Origin of the sequence: Massilia sp. Root351 (assembly GCF_001425045.1) — a bacterium.
GTDB lineage: Bacteria > Pseudomonadota > Gammaproteobacteria > Burkholderiales > Burkholderiaceae_D > Rugamonas.
In genome coordinates, this window is sequence record NZ_LMDJ01000001.1 from 806,980 (window position 1) to 824,426 (window position 17,447).

15 protein-coding genes are annotated in these 17,447 nt (G+C 64.9%); 6 read left to right on the plus strand and 9 right to left on the minus strand.

Features of this window, described 5'->3' with window-relative positions:
• Nucleotides 1–288: 288 nt before the first annotated feature.
• Entirely contained in the window at nt 289–3,036 is a 2,748-nt protein-coding gene (secA, locus tag ASD15_RS03655) for a preprotein translocase subunit SecA (protein WP_057153355.1), read from the plus strand.
• A gap of 48 nt (nt 3,037–3,084) precedes the next feature.
• Here secA and ASD15_RS03660 read toward each other — a convergent pair whose 3' ends face one another.
• The 3 genes from ASD15_RS03660 to ASD15_RS03670 form a co-directional block, all read right to left on the minus strand.
• Nucleotides 3,085–5,037: an ATP-binding protein gene (locus ASD15_RS03660; RefSeq protein ID WP_229418046.1), complete on the minus strand. Its 1,953-nt coding sequence runs from the start codon at nt 5,035–5,037 to the stop codon at nt 3,085–3,087.
• Nucleotides 5,038–5,254: 217 nt separating this feature from the next.
• Nucleotides 5,255–5,662, minus strand: a complete 408-nt coding sequence (locus tag ASD15_RS03665) for a hypothetical protein (RefSeq protein ID WP_057153357.1) — start codon at nt 5,660–5,662, stop codon at nt 5,255–5,257.
• A 9-nt stretch (nt 5,663–5,671) separates the two neighbouring features.
• The gene (locus tag ASD15_RS03670; protein WP_057153358.1) at nt 5,672–6,889 is read right to left on the minus strand and encodes a porin; all 1,218 of its coding nucleotides are present in this window, start codon (nt 6,887–6,889) and stop codon (nt 5,672–5,674) included.
• Between the two features lie 310 nt (nt 6,890–7,199).
• Here ASD15_RS03670 and argJ point away from each other — a divergent pair, with 310 nt between their 5' ends.
• From argJ to mutT, 3 genes are read left to right on the plus strand one after another with little or no spacing between them, the layout of a single operon-like run.
• On the plus strand, nt 7,200–8,438 hold the full coding sequence (argJ, locus tag ASD15_RS03675) for a bifunctional glutamate N-acetyltransferase/amino-acid acetyltransferase ArgJ (protein ID WP_057153359.1): 1,239 nt from the start codon (nt 7,200–7,202) through the stop codon (nt 8,436–8,438).
• Nucleotide 8,439: 1 nt separating this feature from the next.
• Nucleotides 8,440–9,330, plus strand: coding sequence for an ATP-binding protein (locus tag ASD15_RS03680; protein ID WP_057153360.1), 891 nt, complete (start codon nt 8,440–8,442; stop codon nt 9,328–9,330).
• On the plus strand, nt 9,323–9,736 hold the full coding sequence (mutT, locus tag ASD15_RS03685) for an 8-oxo-dGTP diphosphatase MutT (RefSeq protein WP_057153361.1): 414 nt from the start codon (nt 9,323–9,325) through the stop codon (nt 9,734–9,736). The genes ASD15_RS03680 and mutT overlap by 8 nt, the downstream gene beginning before the upstream one ends.
• A gap of 1 nt (nt 9,737) precedes the next feature.
• Here the strand turns inward: mutT and yacG are convergent, their stop codons facing one another.
• From yacG to ASD15_RS03710, 5 genes are all read right to left on the minus strand, one after another.
• Nucleotides 9,738–9,908: a DNA gyrase inhibitor YacG gene (gene yacG, locus ASD15_RS03690; protein WP_057153362.1), complete on the minus strand. Its 171-nt coding sequence runs from the start codon at nt 9,906–9,908 to the stop codon at nt 9,738–9,740.
• A gap of 9 nt (nt 9,909–9,917) precedes the next feature.
• The gene (zapD, locus tag ASD15_RS03695; protein ID WP_057153363.1) at nt 9,918–10,673 is read right to left on the minus strand and encodes a cell division protein ZapD; all 756 of its coding nucleotides are present in this window, start codon (nt 10,671–10,673) and stop codon (nt 9,918–9,920) included.
• Between the two features lie 64 nt (nt 10,674–10,737).
• Nucleotides 10,738–11,415 carry a dephospho-CoA kinase gene (gene coaE / locus ASD15_RS03700; RefSeq protein WP_057153364.1) on the minus strand — a complete coding sequence of 226 codons (678 nt, stop codon included), beginning with the start codon at nt 11,413–11,415 and terminating at the stop codon, nt 10,738–10,740.
• Between the two features lies 1 nt (nt 11,416).
• A complete protein-coding gene (locus ASD15_RS03705; RefSeq protein ID WP_057153365.1) occupies nt 11,417–12,286 on the minus strand; it encodes an A24 family peptidase in 870 nt (289 codons plus the stop codon).
• Between the two features lie 55 nt (nt 12,287–12,341).
• Entirely contained in the window at nt 12,342–13,763 is a 1,422-nt protein-coding gene (locus ASD15_RS03710) for a sigma-54-dependent Fis family transcriptional regulator (protein ID WP_057153693.1), read from the minus strand.
• Nucleotides 13,764–14,016: 253 nt separating this feature from the next.
• Here ASD15_RS03710 and ASD15_RS03715 point away from each other — a divergent pair, with 253 nt between their 5' ends.
• Entirely contained in the window at nt 14,017–15,408 is a 1,392-nt protein-coding gene (locus tag ASD15_RS03715) for a GntP family permease (RefSeq protein ID WP_057153366.1), read from the plus strand.
• Nucleotides 15,409–15,431: 23 nt separating this feature from the next.
• Nucleotides 15,432–16,211: a 3-hydroxybutyrate dehydrogenase gene (locus ASD15_RS03720; protein WP_057153367.1), complete on the plus strand. Its 780-nt coding sequence runs from the start codon at nt 15,432–15,434 to the stop codon at nt 16,209–16,211.
• 3 nt (nt 16,212–16,214) lie between these two features.
• Here the strand turns inward: ASD15_RS03720 and ASD15_RS03725 are convergent, their stop codons facing one another.
• Entirely contained in the window at nt 16,215–17,438 is a 1,224-nt protein-coding gene (locus ASD15_RS03725; RefSeq protein ID WP_057153368.1) for a type II secretion system F family protein, read from the minus strand.
• Between the last annotated feature and the right edge of the window lie 9 nt (nt 17,439–17,447).

Genomic DNA, 17,447 nt, shown 5'->3' on the forward strand with positions numbered 1-17,447 from the left:
TGAAGAAGCGCATGGCCGCAACATACCACAGCCCGCCTGCCAGCCCAAGCGAACTGAGCCGCATTCGCCCACATTCGGGGTCTGACCCCGATTGGGGGGGAATGCGGCTCAGTTCGCTTGTAGGAATGGGACGGAAGTGGCGGAAAAATCCGGATTAGTTACAATTGTGGCTATTGTTATAAAGGGCAATAACCCAACCTTGGCCGGACGGCATGATAAAATCATCGGTCTTTTGCCCCCGGCAAGCTGAGCACCTTACACCATAGCTTTTTTTAACGGCGTTAACCAATGTCCTTACTGACCCAGATTTTCGGCAGCCGCAACCAGCGTCTGCTCAAGCAATATCAAAAAACGGTACGCGAAATCAATGCGCTCGAGCCGGCCATGGAAAAGCTGTCGGATGCCGAGCTGCAGGCGAAAACCCCCGCTTTCAAAGAACGTATCGCCAACGGCGAGGCGCTCGACGCGCTGCTGCCGGAAGCCTTCGCGGTCTGCCGCGAAGCCTCCAAGCGCGTCTTCAAGATGCGCCACTTCGACGTCCAGCTGATCGGCGGCATGGTGTTGCACTTCGGTAAGATCGCCGAAATGGGTACCGGCGAGGGCAAGACCCTGACCGCGACCCTGCCGGCCTACCTGAATGCGCTGTCCGGCAAGGGCGTGCACATCGTCACCGTCAACGATTACCTGGCCCAGCGCGACGCCGACACCATGGGCAAGCTGTACGGCTGGCTGGGCCTGAGCACCGGCATCAACCTGTCGCAGATGGAGCACGCCGCCAAGCAGGCGGCCTACGCGTCCGACATCACTTACGGCACCAACAACGAATTCGGCTTCGATTACCTGCGCGACAACATGGTCTTCGAAGCGCGCGACCGCGTGCAGCGCGCCCTGAACTTCGGCATCGTCGATGAAGTCGACTCGATCCTGATCGACGAAGCCCGTACCCCGCTGATCATCTCCGGCCAGGCCGAGAACCACACCGATCTGTACTACAAGATCAACGAAGTGCCGAAGATGCTGACCCAGCAGGTCGGCGAGGAAACCTCGGACGGCAAGGGCAAGATCGAAGTGCCGGGCGACTACACCAAGGACGAGAAGGCGCACTCGGTGCTGCTGACCGAAGCCGGCCACGAGAAGGCCGAAGCCATCCTGGTGCAGATGGGCCTGCTGCCGGAAGGCGCCTCGCTGTACGATTCGGCCAACATCACGCTGGTGCACCACCTGTACGCGGCGCTGCGCGCGCACGCGCTGTACTTCAAGGACCAGCACTACGTGGTGCAGAACAATGAAGTGGTGATCGTCGATGAATTCACCGGCCGCCTGATGACGGGCCGGCGCTGGTCCGACGGCCTGCACCAGGCCGTGGAAGCGAAAGAAGGCGTGAAGATCCAGAACGAGAACCAGACCCTGGCCTCGATCACCTTCCAGAACTACTTCCGCATGTATGGCAAGCTGGCCGGCATGACCGGTACCGCCGACACCGAAGCGTATGAATTCCAGGAAATCTACGGCCTGGAAACCGTGGTGATCCCGCCCAACCGCCCTTCGGCGCGCAAGGACAAGCAGGACCAGGTCTACAAGACCAACCAGGAAAAGTACAACGCCATGATGCTGGAGATCCGCGAGTGCTACGACCGCGGCCAGCCGGTGCTGGTGGGTACCACTTCGATCGAGAACTCGGAACTGCTGTCGGCCATCCTGACCAAGGGCGGCCTGCCGCACAACGTGCTGAACGCCAAGCAGCATGCCCGCGAGGCGGAAATCATCGCCCAGGCGGGCAGCCCGAAAGCGATCACCATCGCCACCAACATGGCCGGCCGCGGTACCGACATCGTGCTGGGCGGTAACGTGGAAAACCAGATCAAGTTCATCGACGCCAACCCGGCCCTGAGCGACGCCGACAAGGCCGCCCAGGCCAAGGCGCTGCGCGACGGCTGGCAGGCGCTGCACGAACAGGTGGTGGCCGCCGGCGGCCTGCACATCGTGGGCACCGAGCGCCACGAATCGCGCCGCGTCGACAACCAGCTGCGCGGCCGCGCCGCCCGCCAGGGCGACCCCGGCATGTCGCGCTTCTTCCTGTCGCTGGACGATCCTTTGCTGCGCATCTTCGCCGGCGACCGCGTGCGCGCGGTGATGGACCGCCTGAAGATGCCGGAAGGCGAACCGATCGAGGCGGGCATCGTGTCGCGCTCCATCGAGTCGGCCCAGCGCAAGGTGGAGGCGCGCAACTTCGATATCCGCAAACAGCTGCTGGAGTACGACGACGTCGCCAACGACCAGCGCAAGGTGATCTACCAGCAGCGTAACGAGCTGCTGGAGGCGACCGATATCTCCGAGATGATCGCTTCGCTGCGCCACGGCATGTTCACCGACATCGTGCGCGAGTACGTGCCGGCGGAGTCGGTGGAAGAGCAGTGGAACATCAAGGGCCTGGAAGCGGTGCTGGCCGGCGAGTGGCAGGTGCAGGTGGACCTGCAGGGCGCGCTGGCGGCCGACTCCAGCCTGACCGACGAGGAAGTGCTGGAGAAGGTGCTGGCCGCGGCCGACGCGGTCTACCAGGCCAAGATCGACATCGTCGGCAAGGACGTGTTCGGCGGCTTCGAGCGCAACGTCATGCTGCAAAGCGTGGACAGCCACTGGCGCGAGCACCTGGCCGCGCTGGACCACCTGCGCCAGGGTATCCACCTGCGCGGCTATGCGCAGAAGAATCCGAAGCAGGAGTACAAGCGCGAGGCGTTCGAGCTGTTCGGCCAGATGCTGGACCTGATCAAGAACGAGGTGGTGCGCAACGTGATGACGGTGCGCATCCAGTCGCGCGAGGAAATCGACGCGGCCGAAGCGGCGATGCAGGCCAGCCACGTGGAGAACGTGCATTACCAGCACGCCGACTTCAACCCGAACGCGGCGCCGGAAGAGCTGCTGGCGCCGACCGCCGCGCCGGCCGCGTCCGACGACGGCATGCGCGTGGGCCGCAACGACCCTTGCCCTTGCGGCAGCGGCAAGAAGTACAAGGCTTGCCACGGCAAGCTGGCGTGATTTGCGCCGATTAAAAAGACCGGAGCCCAGCTCCGGTTTTTTTTTCGCCTAGGCCCGGGCCGGGGAACTGCGCGGGATCAGGATGCGCACCGCCGTGCCCTGTCCGGGCTGCGACTCCACCGTCACCCGTCCGCCCAGCACGCCGGTCACGATGTTGTACACGATGTTCATGCCGAGCCCGGTGCCGCCGCGTCCCATCTTGGTGGTGAAGAAGGGGTCGAACACGTGCCGCCTGACGTCGTCGGCCATGCCGGCGCCGTCGTCGCTGAAGACCACCTCGACCATGCCGCCGTCCAGTTCGCGCGCCACGATGGCGATGCTGCCGCCGCTGCGTCCTTCGAAGGCGTGCGCCAGCGCATTGTTGATCAGGTTGGTGAAGATCTGGTACCAGCTGCCCGGATAGGAATCGAGCGCCAGGCCCGGCGGCACCTCGACCGTGGTGCTGCAATGGGCGCGGCGCAGGCGCGGCACATAGGTGGCGGCCGTGTCCTGCACCACCGCCTGCAGCTTGAACACGCGGCGCTGGTCGTTGGTCTGGTCCACCGCGATCTGCTTGAATGAGGCGATCAGGTTGGCCGCCTTGTGCAGCGAGCCGGAAATCAGCGCCGAGGCCAGCTTCACTTCCTCGTTGTAGGTGGTCAGCGCCGAGCGGCGCAGGCTGCCGCCCACCAGCATGGCTTCGAATTCCTGCACCCGGTCGCCCAGCGCGGTCGAGGCCAGCAGGCTGTTGCCGATCGGCGTGTTCAGCTCGTGCGCGATGCCGGCCACCAGCGAGCCGAGCGAGGCCATCTTTTCCGCCGCGAGCAAGTCGTGCTGGGTGCGCTGCAGGGTTTGCAGCGCGTGCGACAGGTCGCCGTTGGCGCGCTCCAGCTCGGCCGAGCGCTGGCGCACCCGGCTCTCCAGCGACACGTTCAATTCTTCCAGTTCCTGCTTGGCCTTCAGCTCGGCCGTCATGTCCAGCAGCGCCCAGATGATGGCGTCCACCCCGTCCAGCGTCAGCGAGGACGACCAGATCGCCACCTGGCCGCTGCCGCCGTCGCGCAAGGCCATGCTGGCCACTTCGCCGTGCACGCTGCCGTTGCGCATGTACAGCTGCCAGATCCGTTCGCGTTCCTCCGGCGCGCCCCAGAAGGTGAACGAGTCCGAGCGCTGGCCGATCAGCTGTTCCGGGCCGTAGCCGAAGGCGCGCGTGAGGGCCTGGTTGGCGCCGATGATGTGGCCGTTGCGGTCGGTTACGCTGAGCGGCAGCGGCGCCATGTCGAACAGGGTCTTGAAGCGCGCTTCCGATTCGGACAGGCGCTGCTGCGACGCTTCCAGCTGCAGCACCCGCTCGCGCAGCGCCACGCTCATCGAATTGAGCGAGCGCGCATAGACTTCGATTTCGTCGCCTTCGCCTTCCGGCGGACGCTGGCCGAAGGCGTCTTTCATCATCTCGCCGGTCTGGCTGGTGAGGGCGCGCAGGCGCCGTCCGATGCCCTGGGTGAAGGCGTAGAACAGCAGCACGCCCAGCGCCAGGCCGAACAGCGAGATCAGGCCGGACTGCAGGAATACTTCTTCGCGTGCCTTGTCCAGTTCGCTGGTCGACAGGCCGAAGTTGAGCGAGCCGACCTGGTTGTCCTTGAGCAGCATCGGCGCGCGCGCGTGCAGCGTGCCCTCGCGCTGCCAGGTGCGCACGCCGTTCATGGCCGGCGCGGTGCCGTTGCGCAGCGCCACCGGCAGCTCGGCCGGACGCTCGCCCGCGCTGGCCACCGGCACGTCGTTGTGGTCCAGCACCACGATGTAGCGCACGAAGCTGTCCTGCGGGTCGGACAGCATCTCGTTCCAGTAGTCGTTCAGCTCGCTGAGCCGGCCGCGGATGGCGTAGGGGCTCAGCGTGAGGTTGAGCGTGACGGCGTATTCGTGCGCGACCCGTTCCGCGTTCTTGCCCACCGCGTTGTCCATCACGCGCTGGCTGTTGCCGATCAGCAGGGCCACCACCAGCGCCTGGACGATGGCACTCAACAACAGAAACTTCGCGCGCAGCGATAAACTCACACCCACTCCTAGCTGTCCAGGACGCCCCTCGTCCCCATCCAGCAATATACCGCATGCAACTAGGCCCAGGAGTGCCAAGATCGCCTGGACCGTGCCGTCCTGCTTGCCGCCGGCGCGCTGGCCGACATGAAAACGCCCGCCGGGTTGCCCGGGCGGGCGTTGGTCGTGCAGGCAGGCGTGTGGCTTACGGCAGGGTCAGGATGACCTTGACCGTGTCGTCCACCGCCGACTTGTCGATGTAGCCGATGGCTTTCGGATCGTCCGCCACGGCCTTCTTGACCTCGGCGTTGCCCTTGTATTCCTTGGGCGGGGTGGCCTTGCCGGTAAATACCAGCTTGGACCAGATCGCCTTGACCTGGGCCGCGTCCTTCTCCGCCACCTTCTGGTAGAAGTCGTTGCGGATGGCCGAGCCTTCAGCCTGGTCCACCGGCGTGAACATGTTCGATTTGCCGAGGAAGAACTGGGACGCCTGTTCCGAGAACATGCGCGTGGCCGGGTTGGCCTTGTTGACGATCACCACCGTTTCGGCGGCGGCCGGCACGCTGGCTGCGGCGAAGCCGGCCAGCATCAGGGAAGTCATTATTTTTTTCATGGGTTCACCTTAGAATACGAAATCCAGACCGGCCGCAACCACGGTCACGCTGTCTTTCTGGCCGGCGGCCGGCGTGAAGATCAGCTGGCCCGACTTGACCTTGGGCTTGACGCGGTCGACCTGCACCTTGAGCGCCATCGACTTGGCGAAGTCCCAGCGTACGCCGATCAGGTCGGTCGATTGCTCGGGCGAGATCAGCAGGTTGTTGACGGCGCCGTTCAGCGTCGGGATCTTGGCCAGCGCGGCCGGCACGGTGATCGAGCTGCCTGCGCCCTTGACGGCGGCGTGCGCGTAGTACGGCAGCACCTTGCCGACGCGGTAGCCGGCCATGGCGTACCAGGAATTGGTTTCCGGGATGTAGACCGGGTCGTGCGCGCGGCGCTGCGCGTACTCGGACTGGATCACGATGTTGTTCCAGTCCACCGTCACGCCCAGCTCGGTGAAGCTCATTTTCTTGCCGTCGACGATGCCCAGGTCGCGGCCCAGCTGGCCGAAGCCGACCTGGGTCAGCGTGGCGGCCAGGCTGTTGATCGGCAGCAGGTTGTCGCTGTGCAGCTCGGCGCGGGCGTGGCCCAGGCGCACGGTCACCGGACCGCGTTCGAGCGACAGGCTGACGCCCTGGGCCGGTGCGCGGTACTTGGCCACGGAGCCGCCGGCGGTCGGCACGAACAGCTTGCCGCGGCTGGAGCCGAAGAAGGCTTGCGCGGTGAAGTTGGTGTCGCCGAAGGCGTGCTGGTAGTTCACATCGACGCCGTCCACGTTTTCAATCGGGTCCTGGCCGTAGACTTCGATCGGCGGACGCATCATGGTGTTGGCGTAGCCCACGTTCTGGTAGTCGGAAATCAGGAAGGCGGGGATCACCACGCGGCCGACGCGCACATTGATTTCATCGTTGACCTTCATTTTCAGGAAGGCCCAGGTCAGGTCGGTGGTGAAGCTGGGGCTGGTGTTCTTGCGGGTCAGCACCTGCGCGGTGCCCGACAGCCAGTCGTTGATCTTGTAGGTGGCTTGCAGGCCGAGGTTGCTGTCCAGGCCCAGGCGCGGGCTGTCGCCGACGCCGGTCGCCTGGTTGTAGCGGGCAAACTTGGCGGTGTCTGTGTTGCTCTTGGCGGCGGCCAGCGTGCCGAAGCCGCTGATGCTCAGATTGCCGTCGTCCAGGGAGCCTGCCTGGGCTTGCATGACGCTGCAGGCCGCCAGCACGGATGCTACTAGAAGTTGCTTTTTCATCGTACGGATTCCAATCACTCTATTTTTCGGAGAAGCGGCAAGCACGGGGCACCGCATGCGTCGCTAACCTTAGTTGAAATTTCTCTGAGGCATGATTATGAAAACGTTGTACTGAACAAAAGCTCTAAAATTCTGTGGCTTTTTAGCGATGTTATGCTGCGTTTTCGGCATCATTGCTGCACGTTTAGCCGAATTTTTAACATTGGCGGGAAAACAGTGATGGTCTGGAAAGTAACCGAAAGTAGTGCGCCGCACCGTCCGGCTGTAGGCATTACAATAACGGCTTCCCTACACTAGCCCGAGAATCCAAATGGCCGTCAATTCCCCCATTCCTGTCGCTGCTGATCTGAAGCCGGTTGCCGGCATCGAGATCGGTTTTGCCGAAGCCGGCATCAAGAAGCCGAACCGCAAGGACTTGCTGGTGCTGCGCCTGGCGCCGGGCGCCACCGTGTCCGGCGTGTTCACCTTGAACCGCTTCTGCGCCGCGCCGGTGCAGATCTCGAAAGCCAACCTGGCTGCCGTAAACGCCGGCGGCCAGCCGATCCGCGCGCTGATGGTCAACACCGGCAACGCCAACGCCGGCACCGGCGAAGAGGGCCTGGCGCGTGCGCAGCAAAGCTGCGCGGCGCTGGCCGAACTGCTGGGTTGCGGCGCTGGCCAGATCCTGCCGTTCTCGACCGGCGTGATCCTGGAGCCGCTGCCGGTGGAGCGCATCGTGGCCGGCCTGCCGGCCGCCGTGGCCAACCTGACCGCCGACAACTGGTTCAACGCGGCCGAAGCCATCATGACCACCGACACCCAGCCGAAAGCCGGCTCGCGCACGGTGGACATCGCCGGCCACAAGGTGACCTTGACCGGCATCTCCAAGGGCGCCGGCATGATCAAGCCTAACATGGCCACCATGCTGGGCTTCCTGGCCTTCGACGCCAAGGTGGCGCAGCCGGTGCTGGACGTGCTGGTCAAGCAGGCGGCCGACCAGTCGTTCAATTGCATCACCATCGACGGCGACACCTCCACCAACGACTCCTTCATGCTGGTGGCCACCGGCGCCGGCACGCTGGAAGTGAACTCGGTCGACTCGCCTGAATTCAAGGCGCTGGCCGCGGCCGTTACGGAGCTGTCGGTATTCCTCGCGCAAGCCATCATCCGCGACGGCGAAGGCGCCACCAAATTCATGACGATCACGGTGGAAGACGGCAAGAACATGGAAGAATGCCGCAAGATCGCGTACTCCATCGCCCACTCGCCGCTGGTGAAAACCGCTTTCTTCGCCTCCGACCCCAACCTGGGCCGCATCCTGGCCGCGATCGGCTACGCCGGCGTGGACGACCTGGACGTGAGCAAGCTCAACCTGTACCTGGACGACGTGTGGGTGGCCAAGAACGGCGGCCGCAATCCCGACTACAAGGAAGAAGACGGCCAGCGCGTGATGAAGCAGAGCGAGATCGGCGTGCGCGTGAAGCTGGCGCGCGGCGAGGCCAAAGCCACGGTCTACACCTGCGACCTGTCGCATGACTACGTCAGCATCAACGCCGACTACCGTTCCTGATATGGCGACGCCCCTCGAGCAATTCCTGGTGCGCGCCGAAGCCCTGCTGCAAAGGGTGGAGGCGATCCTGCCGCACGGTCCGCGCGAGCCGGACTGGAAGCTGGGCTACGCCTACCGCTGGCGGCGCCGCAATGGCGGCGCCAGCCATTTGCAGGCGGTGACGCACGTCTCTAGCATCGCGCTGGACGATCTGCACAACATCGCCCCGCAAAAGGCCGCCATCGAACAGAATACGCGCCAGTTCGTTGCCGGCCGCCCGGCCAACAACGTGCTGCTGACGGGCGCGCGCGGCACCGGAAAATCGTCGCTGATCAAGGCCTGTTTGAACCAGTTCGCCAAGAATGGCTTGCGGCTGATCGAAGTCGACAAGGCCGACCTGGCCGAGCTGCCGGACATCGTCGAGCTGGTGGCGGGCCGCCCCGAGCGCTTCATCATCTTCTGCGACGACCTGTCGTTCGAAGAGGGCGAGAGCGGCTACAAGGCGCTGAAGGTGGCGCTGGACGGCTCGATCGCCGCGCAATCCAACAATGTGCTGATCTACGCCACTTCCAACCGGCGCCACCTGATGCCGGAGCGCATGGCCGACAACCTGAGCTACAAGCACGACGAGGACGGCGACCTGCATCCGGGCGAAACGGTGGAGGAGAAGATCTCGCTGTCGGAGCGCTTCGGCCTGTGGCTGTCGTTCTACGCCTTCAAGCAGGACGATTACCTCGACATCTGCGGCCACTGGCTGGCCAGCTTCGGCTGCACCCCGGCGCAGGTGGAGGCGGCGCGCGGCGAGGCCTTGCGCTGGGCGCTGCAGCGCGGCTCGCGTTCCGGCCGCGTGGCCTGGCAGTTCGCCAAGGACTATGCCGGCAAACTCCCCGATGAAAGCAATGTGAATGACTGATAAGAAAGTGGACGTCGCCGTCGGCATCCTGATCAAGCCGAACGGCGACGTGCTGCTGGGCCAGCGCCCGGCAGGCAAGCCCTATGACGGCTATTGGGAATTCCCCGGCGGCAAAGTCGATCCGGGCGAGACGGTGCTGCAAGCGCTCAAGCGCGAGTTTGTCGAAGAGCTGGGATTGACCGTGAACAGCGCGCAGGAATGGTGCGGCGTGGAGTATGCGTACCCGCACGCCCATGTGCGGCTGCACTTCTACATCAGCCGCGACTGGCACGGCGAGCCGCAAAGCCTGGAAGGCCAGGCTTTCGCATGGCAGGGCACGGTCGGCGTCGAGCCGCTATTGCCGGCCACCATACCGCTGCTCGAATGGCTGGAGCAGATCCGCCACGATCCGGCGGCGCTGCCCTGATTTATTCCTCGTCCAGCGGATCGCGCGGCGGCGCGGCCGGGATGGCGTACTTTTCCTCGGCCCAGGCGCCCAGGTCGATCTGCTTGCAGCGTTCGGAACAGAAGGGGCGGTATTTGTTTTTTTCGCTCCACTCCACTTTGGCGGAGCAGGTCGGGCATGCAACTACGGTCATGGCGATTCTTTAAAAATTACAGAGCGTGAGCTCGAATGGTACATCTTCTTCCAGCGGCTTGGGTTTCAAATCGCCGCCCTGGGTGGTGAAACGCACCCACAGCATGTATTTGTTGGCGGAGATCTCGGGGATGGCGCCCATCGATTCGTCCAGCGTCAGCCGCAGCATCTGGTAGACCTTGCCTTGCAGCATTTGCTGGTAGCTGCCCGCATTGGCGATCATCTTCACCGGGCCGCCCGAGTCGCGCAGCAGGCGCAGCACCAGGGCCAGGGCGTCGAACAGCGGCGCCAGCGGCGCGAACCAGCCGGCGATGTCGTTGAAGCGCTGCTCGGCGCTGCGCTTTTGCCAGGCGTAATAGGAGGGCAGGTCGAATTCGCAGGCGCCGCCGGGGATGATGGTGCGGCCGCGTATGCTCATCAGCCATTCATTGTCGCGCACGTTCTGGCCGGTCTTGCCCTGCGCGCCCACCAGCGCGCTGCTCACGCTGTCCAGTTCGGACAGGATGGCGTCCAGCGTTTCAGCCTGTACATTCGGGTTGGAGCGGTAGCTCAGCAAAGTCTGGCGCTGGCGCTCCAGTTCCTGCAGCAGGTCCGACTTCAGGTCGGCCCGGCCTGCCACTTCGAGCATGTCGAAGATGGTGGACAGCGCGACATGGTGCTGCATGGGGTGTTCTTGATGCACAAAGAACTTGAATTTCTCGTACAGGTCTTCCAGCCGCAACAACGTGCGTATGCGCTCGTTGAAAGGGTATTCGTAGACAATCAAAATGACTTCCCTCTATAGATGGGCCTGCAAAGAATTCCGTGATTCTGAACCAAGCGAAGCAAAATTACAAACGTTGCGATGGTATTGTTATCGTTCCTGCCGAAAATGCCAGGTATAAATCGTGTAATCGCGCGATTTGCGGCTCCAATGCTGCTAAATCCCCCTCATTATTAATGATATCGTCCGCCGCTGCCAACCGCGTTGAACGCGGCGCCTGGGCCGCCATGATGGCTTGCACCTGGGCCGCCGGCATCTTGTTGCGCGCCATCACGCGCGCCACCTGCACCGCCTCCGGGCAGTCCACCACCAGCACGCGCTGCACCCGGCTGCGCCATGTGCCGGACTCGACCAGCAGCGGCACGTCGTAGATCACGTAGGGGCCGGTGGCGGCGGCGCCCGCCGCTTCGGCGGCGCTGCGGATCAGCGGGTGCAGGATGGCTTCCAGCCTGGCCTTGGCGGTGGCGTCGCTGAACACCAGCGCGCGCATGCGGGCGCGGTCCATGGCGCCGCTGGCGTCGGCCAACCCGGGGCCGAACTCGGCCAGCAGGGCCGGCATGGCGGGGCCGCCCGGCACGGTCATGCCGTGGGCGATGCGGTCGGTGTCGACGATGGTGGCGCCCAGTTCGGCGAAGCGCGCCGCCACCACGCTCTTGCCGCTGCCGATGCCGCCGGTCAGGCCGACGCTGAACTTGCCGCTGGCGCCGGTGCCGGTGCGTGGGCCAGTGCTGGTGCCTGTACTCACTTTACTGGCCCAGTACGCTGGAAGTGAACGCCGCCAGCGGACCGCCGAACATCAGCGCGATCAGGCCGGCCGCCGCCAGGTAGGGACCGAAGGGGATGGGGTTGTTGCGGCCGCGCTTGGCGAACACCATCAGGCAGATGCCGACCACCGCGCCCACTACCGACGACAGCAGGATGATGGTGGGCAGCGTGGCCCAGCCCAGCCAGGCGCCCAGCGCCGCCAGCAGCTTGAAGTCGCCGTAGCCCATGCCTTCCTTGCCGGTGGCCAGCTTGAACAGCCAGTAGATCGACCACAGCGCCAGGTAGCCGGCCGCCGCGCCGATCACAGCGTCCTGCAGCGGCACGAAGGTGCCGTTGATGTTGATCAGCAGGCCGGCCCACAGCAGCGGCAAGGTCAGGTCGTCCGGCAGCAGCTGGGTGTCGGCGTCGATGAAGGTCATGGCGATCAGCAGGTAGGCGAACAGCAGCGTGGCCAGGCCCATCCAGCCGCTGCCGAACTGCCACACCAGCGCGGCCGACAGCAGGCCGGTGCACGCTTCGATGATGGGGTAGCGCGGCGAGATCTTCGCCTGGCAGTTGCTGCATTTGCCGCCCAGCACCAGGTAGCTGACCACGGGGATGTTTTCCAGCGCGGTGATCTGGTGCTGGCAGTGCGGGCAGGCCGAGCGCGGCGCCACCAGGCTGTAGCGTGTGGTGTGCGGCAAGTCCTTGCCCAGCTCCGAGGCCACGTAGTTGTCCGACTCGCGCTGCATCATGATGGGCAGGCGGTGGATGACGACGTTGAGGAAACTGCCGATCAGCAGGCCGAAGATGCCGGCCGCGATCGCGGCGATCAGGGTGGCGGGCGGGGCGAACAGCAAGATATCCTGCATCGGTTGGGTTCCGTTGGTTTTCTGTGCAGACAGTATAAGGCAGGGCGCGGCACAACTACAGTTGCAGCTGCGCCATTTTTTCATACAAGGTGGCGCGCGAAATGCCCAGCAGGCGCGCGGCCTCGGTTTTCTTGCCGCCCGCCGCCAGCAGCGCCGCTTCGATGGCGCCGCGCTCGGCCGCCGCCACCACCTGCGCCAGCGGCTGCACGATGGCGGCCGCGCCCGGCCGGGCCGGGCCGCCATGGGGGCGCGGCAGGATGGTGTCGAAGTCGTCCGCCACCAGGCGCCGGTTGTCGCTGTGCAGCACGGCCTTCTCCAGCACGTTGCGCAGTTCGCGCACATTGCCCGGCCAATCGTAGCCGGCCAGCCGCTGCAGCGCGCCGGGCGTCAGTTCGCGCCGGCCCATGCCGGTGCGCTCGACGATCTGCTCCAGCGCGCCTTCGCACAGCGCTTCCAGGTCGGCCAGCCGTTCGCGCAGCGGCGGCAGCGTGATGGACAGCACGTTCAGGCGGTAATACAGGTCGCGCCGCAGGCGGCCCTGCGCCAGTGCCTGCACCAGGTCGATGCTGGTGGCGGCGATGATGCGCACGTCCACCTTGATCACCTTGTTCGAGCCCAGCGGTTCCACTTCCTGCTCCTGCAGCACGCGCAGCAGCTTGGCCTGGATCTGCAGCGGCATGTCGCCCACTTCGTCCAGGAACAGCGTGCCGCCGTGGGCCAGCTTGAACTTGCCGTCGCGGCCGCGCTTGTCGGCGCCGGTGTAGGCGCCGGGCGCCGCGCCGAAGAATTCGGACTCCAGCAGCGCCTCGGGGATGGCGGCGGCGTTGACGGCGATGAAGGGCTGGCTGGCGCGCGCGGAACTGGCGTGGATGGCTTGCGCCAGCAGTTCCTTGCCGGTGCCGGTTTCACCCAGCAGCAGCACGGTGCTGCCCAGCTGCGCCGCGCGCCGCGCCTGGCGTTTCACTTCCAGGCTGGCCGGGCTGTTGCCGACGTAGCTGGCCAGCGTGTAGCGCGGGCGGCGGTCTTCCACCAGCAGGCGGCGGGTTTCCGCCAGTTCGTCCTGCAGCTGGGAGAACTTGCCCAGCAGCGGCTTCAGGTGGTGCAGCTTGTCGTACAGGCAGATGCCGACCGCGCCGATCACCTGGCCGTCCGGCCCGGTCAGCGGCAGGCGCGACACCACGAACGTGTCGCTGCCGAAGGCCATCAGGTCGAGCAGGATGGGCTCTCCCGTTTTGACGACCTGGCGCATCAGGCTGTTGGGAATGATCTCCTCCACGTCGCGCCCCAGCAGCGATTGCGGGTCGGTGTAGCCCAGCATGTGCAGGTATTTGTCGTTGCACCAAACGATGCGCGCGTCGGTGTCGACGGCGATGGTGCCTTCGCACAGCGCGTCCAGCCGTTCCAGCAGCTTGGGGATGGCCAGGTGGCGCAGGCCGCCCGCGCCCGGGTTTTCGGTAAACCAGTGCAGCAAGTCCATCGCGTCCATCCCCGCAAAAGGGCCGATTGTGACGGCTCTTGCCCAGCCTGTCCAGCATTCCCAACACATTGTCTGGATTTCCAGACGGGATTTCTCCGTAATTCTACGCAGGATGTCCGGCTATCCAGACAATATGCGTCGCAGCGGCACCCCCGCATCACCCCGGCTTATATCTAACTGCTTGAATACAAAGGACTTTGTTTTCCGGGCATGGATAGTGCTTTAGACAACGTTCTACCTTATTGGAGCGTGTATGAGCTTTCTGATTGTGTTGCTGGCGCTGGTGTTCCTGATGGTGGTCGCCTACCGCGGCTTCAGCGTCATCCTGTTTGCCCCGGTGGCGGCCATGCTGGCCGTGCTGCTGACCGATCCCGGCCTGGTGCCGCCCATGTTTACCAGCGTCTTCATGGACAAGATGGTGGGCTTCGTGAAGCTCTACTTCCCCGTGTTCCTGCTCGGCGCCGTGTTCGGCAAGGTGATCGAGCTGTCCGGCTTTTCCAAGTCCATCGTGGCGCTGGTGATCCGCCTGGTGCGGCGCGAGCGCGCCATGCTGGCCATTGTCATGGTGTGCGCGGTGCTGACCTACGGCGGCGTGTCGCTGTTCGTGGTGGTATTCGCGGTCTACCCCTTCGCCGCCGAGATGTTCAGGCAGAGCAACATCCCCAAGCGCCTGATTCCCGGCACCATCGCGCTGGGCGCGTTCACCTTCACCATGGACGCGCTGCCCGGCACTCCGCAGATCCAGAACATCATCCCGACCTCCTTCTTCCAGACCGACACCTGGGCCGCGCCCTGGCTGGGCCTGACCGGCTCCGTGTTCATCCTGGCGGTGGGCCTGGCCTATCTGGAGTGGCGCCGCCGCCAGGCGCTGGCCAAGGGCGAGGGCTATGGTAGCGGCCACAGCAACGAGCCGGAGGAATTCACCCAGCAGAGCCTGCCGCATCCGCTGGTGGCGCTGCTGCCGCTGGTGCTGGTGGGCGTGCTGAACAAGGTGTTTACCATGATGATTCCGCTCTACTACGGCAAGAGCCACAGCCTGGAGCTGGCCGGTTCGGCCAAGCCGGTGGTGACCGAAGTGTCGAAGGTGGCGGCCATCTGGGCCGTGGAGGCGGCGCTGCTGGTGGGCATCGCCACGGTGCTGGTGCTGGCCTTCGACACGGTGCGCCGGCGCTTCGCCGAAGGCAGCAAGCTGGCCATTTCAGGCGCGCTGCTGGCGTCCATGAACACGGCCTCCGAGTACGGTTTCGGCGCCGTGATCGCCGGCCTGCCGGGCTTCCTGGTGGTAGCCGACGCGCTGCGCGCCGTGCCCAACCCGCTGATCAACGAGGCGATCGCCGTCACTTCGCTGGCCGGCATCACCGGTTCCGCCTCGGGCGGCATGAGCATCGCGCTGGCCGCCATGTCGGACACCTTCATCCAGGCCGCCAACGCCGCCCACATCCCGATGGAAGTGCTGCACCGCGTCGCCTCCATGGCCAGCGGCGGCATGGACACGCTGCCGCACAACGGCGCCGTGATTACCTTGCTGGCGGTGACCGGACTGACGCACAAAGTGTCCTATGGCGACATCTTTGTCGTCACCTGCATCAAGACCATGGCCGTGTTCGTGGTCATCGGCGCCTACTACGCGTTCGGCATCTACTGAGCGATCTACCAAGGAGTTTTCCCATGTTGAAGAACAAATCCGCCATCGTCACCGGTTCCACCAGCGGCATCGGCCTGGGCATAGCGCGCGCGCTGGCCGCGCAGGGCGCCAATGTCATGCTGAACGGCTACGGCGACGCCGCCGCCATCGAGGCCATCGCCGCCGAGCTGCGCGCGCACGGCGTGCAAGTGCGCCACAGCGCGGCCGACATGGCGCAGCCGGACCAGATCGCCGCCATGGTGGCCGAGGCCACGGCCGCGTTCGGCGCGGTCGACATCCTGGTCAACAACGCCGGCATCCAGCACACCGCGCCGGTGCACGAGTTCCCGCTGGAGCAGTGGGACCGGATCATGGCCATCAACCTGTCGTCCAACTTCCACGCCATCCGCGCCGCGCTGCCGCAGATGCGGCAGCGCGGCTGGGGCCGCATCGTCAACGTGGCCTCGGTGCACGGGCTGGTGGCGTCGGTAAACAAGTCCGCCTACGTGGCGGCCAAGCACGGGGTGGTCGGGCTGACCAAGGCGGTGGCGCTGGAGAATGCGCGCAGCGGCGTCACGTGCAATGCGATCTGCCCGGGCTGGGTGCTGACGCCGCTGGTGCAGAAGCAGATCGACGAGCTGGCCGCGCGCGAGGGCCTGGGCGCGGACCAGGCGCGCGCCAGGCTGCTGGGCGAAAAGCAGCCCTCGCAGGCGTTCGCCACGCCGGAGCAGATCGGCGCGCTGGCTGTGTTCCTGTGCAGCGCCGCGGCCGACCAGATGCGCGGCGCGGCGCTCAATATGGACGGCGGCTGGGCCGCCCAGTAAGCCTTACACCACCGAACCGAGCTTGAAGATCGGCAGGTACATGGCAATCACCAGGCCGCCGATCAGCACGCCCAGGATCACCATGATCAGCGGTTCCATCAGGCTCGACAGCGAGGCCACGGCCTCGTCCACTTCATCTTCGAAGAAGTCGGCCACCTTGCCCAGCATGGCGTCCAGCGAGCCGGATTCTTCGCCGATCGACACCATCTGCGTCACCATGTTGGGGAACACGTCGGCGTTCTGCATGGCCACCGTCAGGCTGGTGCCGGTGCTCACTTCCTTCTGGATGCGGCGCGTCGCTTCCAGGTAGACGATATTGCCGGATGCGCCGCCCACCGAGTCGAGCGACTCCACCAGCGGCACGCCGGCGGCAAACATGGTCGACAGGGTGCGCGTCCAGCGGGCGATGGTGGCCTTGCGGATCACCTCGCCGAAAATGGGCAGCTTGAGCAGCGTCACGTCCATGAAGCGCTGTACTTGCGGCGAGCGCCGCCAGGCCTGGAAGAAGAAGTAGATCGAGCCGAACAGGCCGCCGAAAATGATGTACCAGTAGTTGACGAAGAACTCGGAAATCGCCATCACGGCCAGCGTGGGCGCCGGCAGGTCGGCGCCGAAGCTGGCGAACACCTGCTTGAACGCCGGCACCACCCAGATCATGATGACGGCCGTGACGATGAAGGCCACGCCCAGGATCGATACCGGGTAGGTCAGCGCGGACTTGATCTTGGCCTTCATGGCCAAGGTCTTTTCCTTGTAGATGGCCAGCCGTGTCAGCAGGTCTTCCAGGATGCCGGCCTGTTCGCCGGCGCCCACCAGGTTGCAGAACAGCGGGTCGAAATACAGCGGGAACTTGCGGAACGCCTGGTTCAGGCTGGTGCCGGTTTCGATATCGGCGCGCAAATCCATCACCAGCTTCGACACTGACGGATTGGAGTGGCCCTTGCCGACGATGTCGAACGACTGCAGCAGCGGCACGCCGGCCTTCATCATGGTGGCCAGCTGGCGCGTGAACAGCGAGATGTCCTTGTCGGTGACCTTCTTGCCGCTGCGGTAGACCTTTTTCTTGACCTTGGTGACCATGATGCCTTGCCGCCGCAAGGTCACGTTGACCACCGCTTCGCCGCCGGCGCGCAGCTCGCCGCGCACGGTCTTGCCGGTTTTGTCCTTGCCTTCCCAGGCGAAGACCGATTCCTTGACCGGGCTGCCCGGCGTGCTGGTAGTGGCCATGATGTCTGT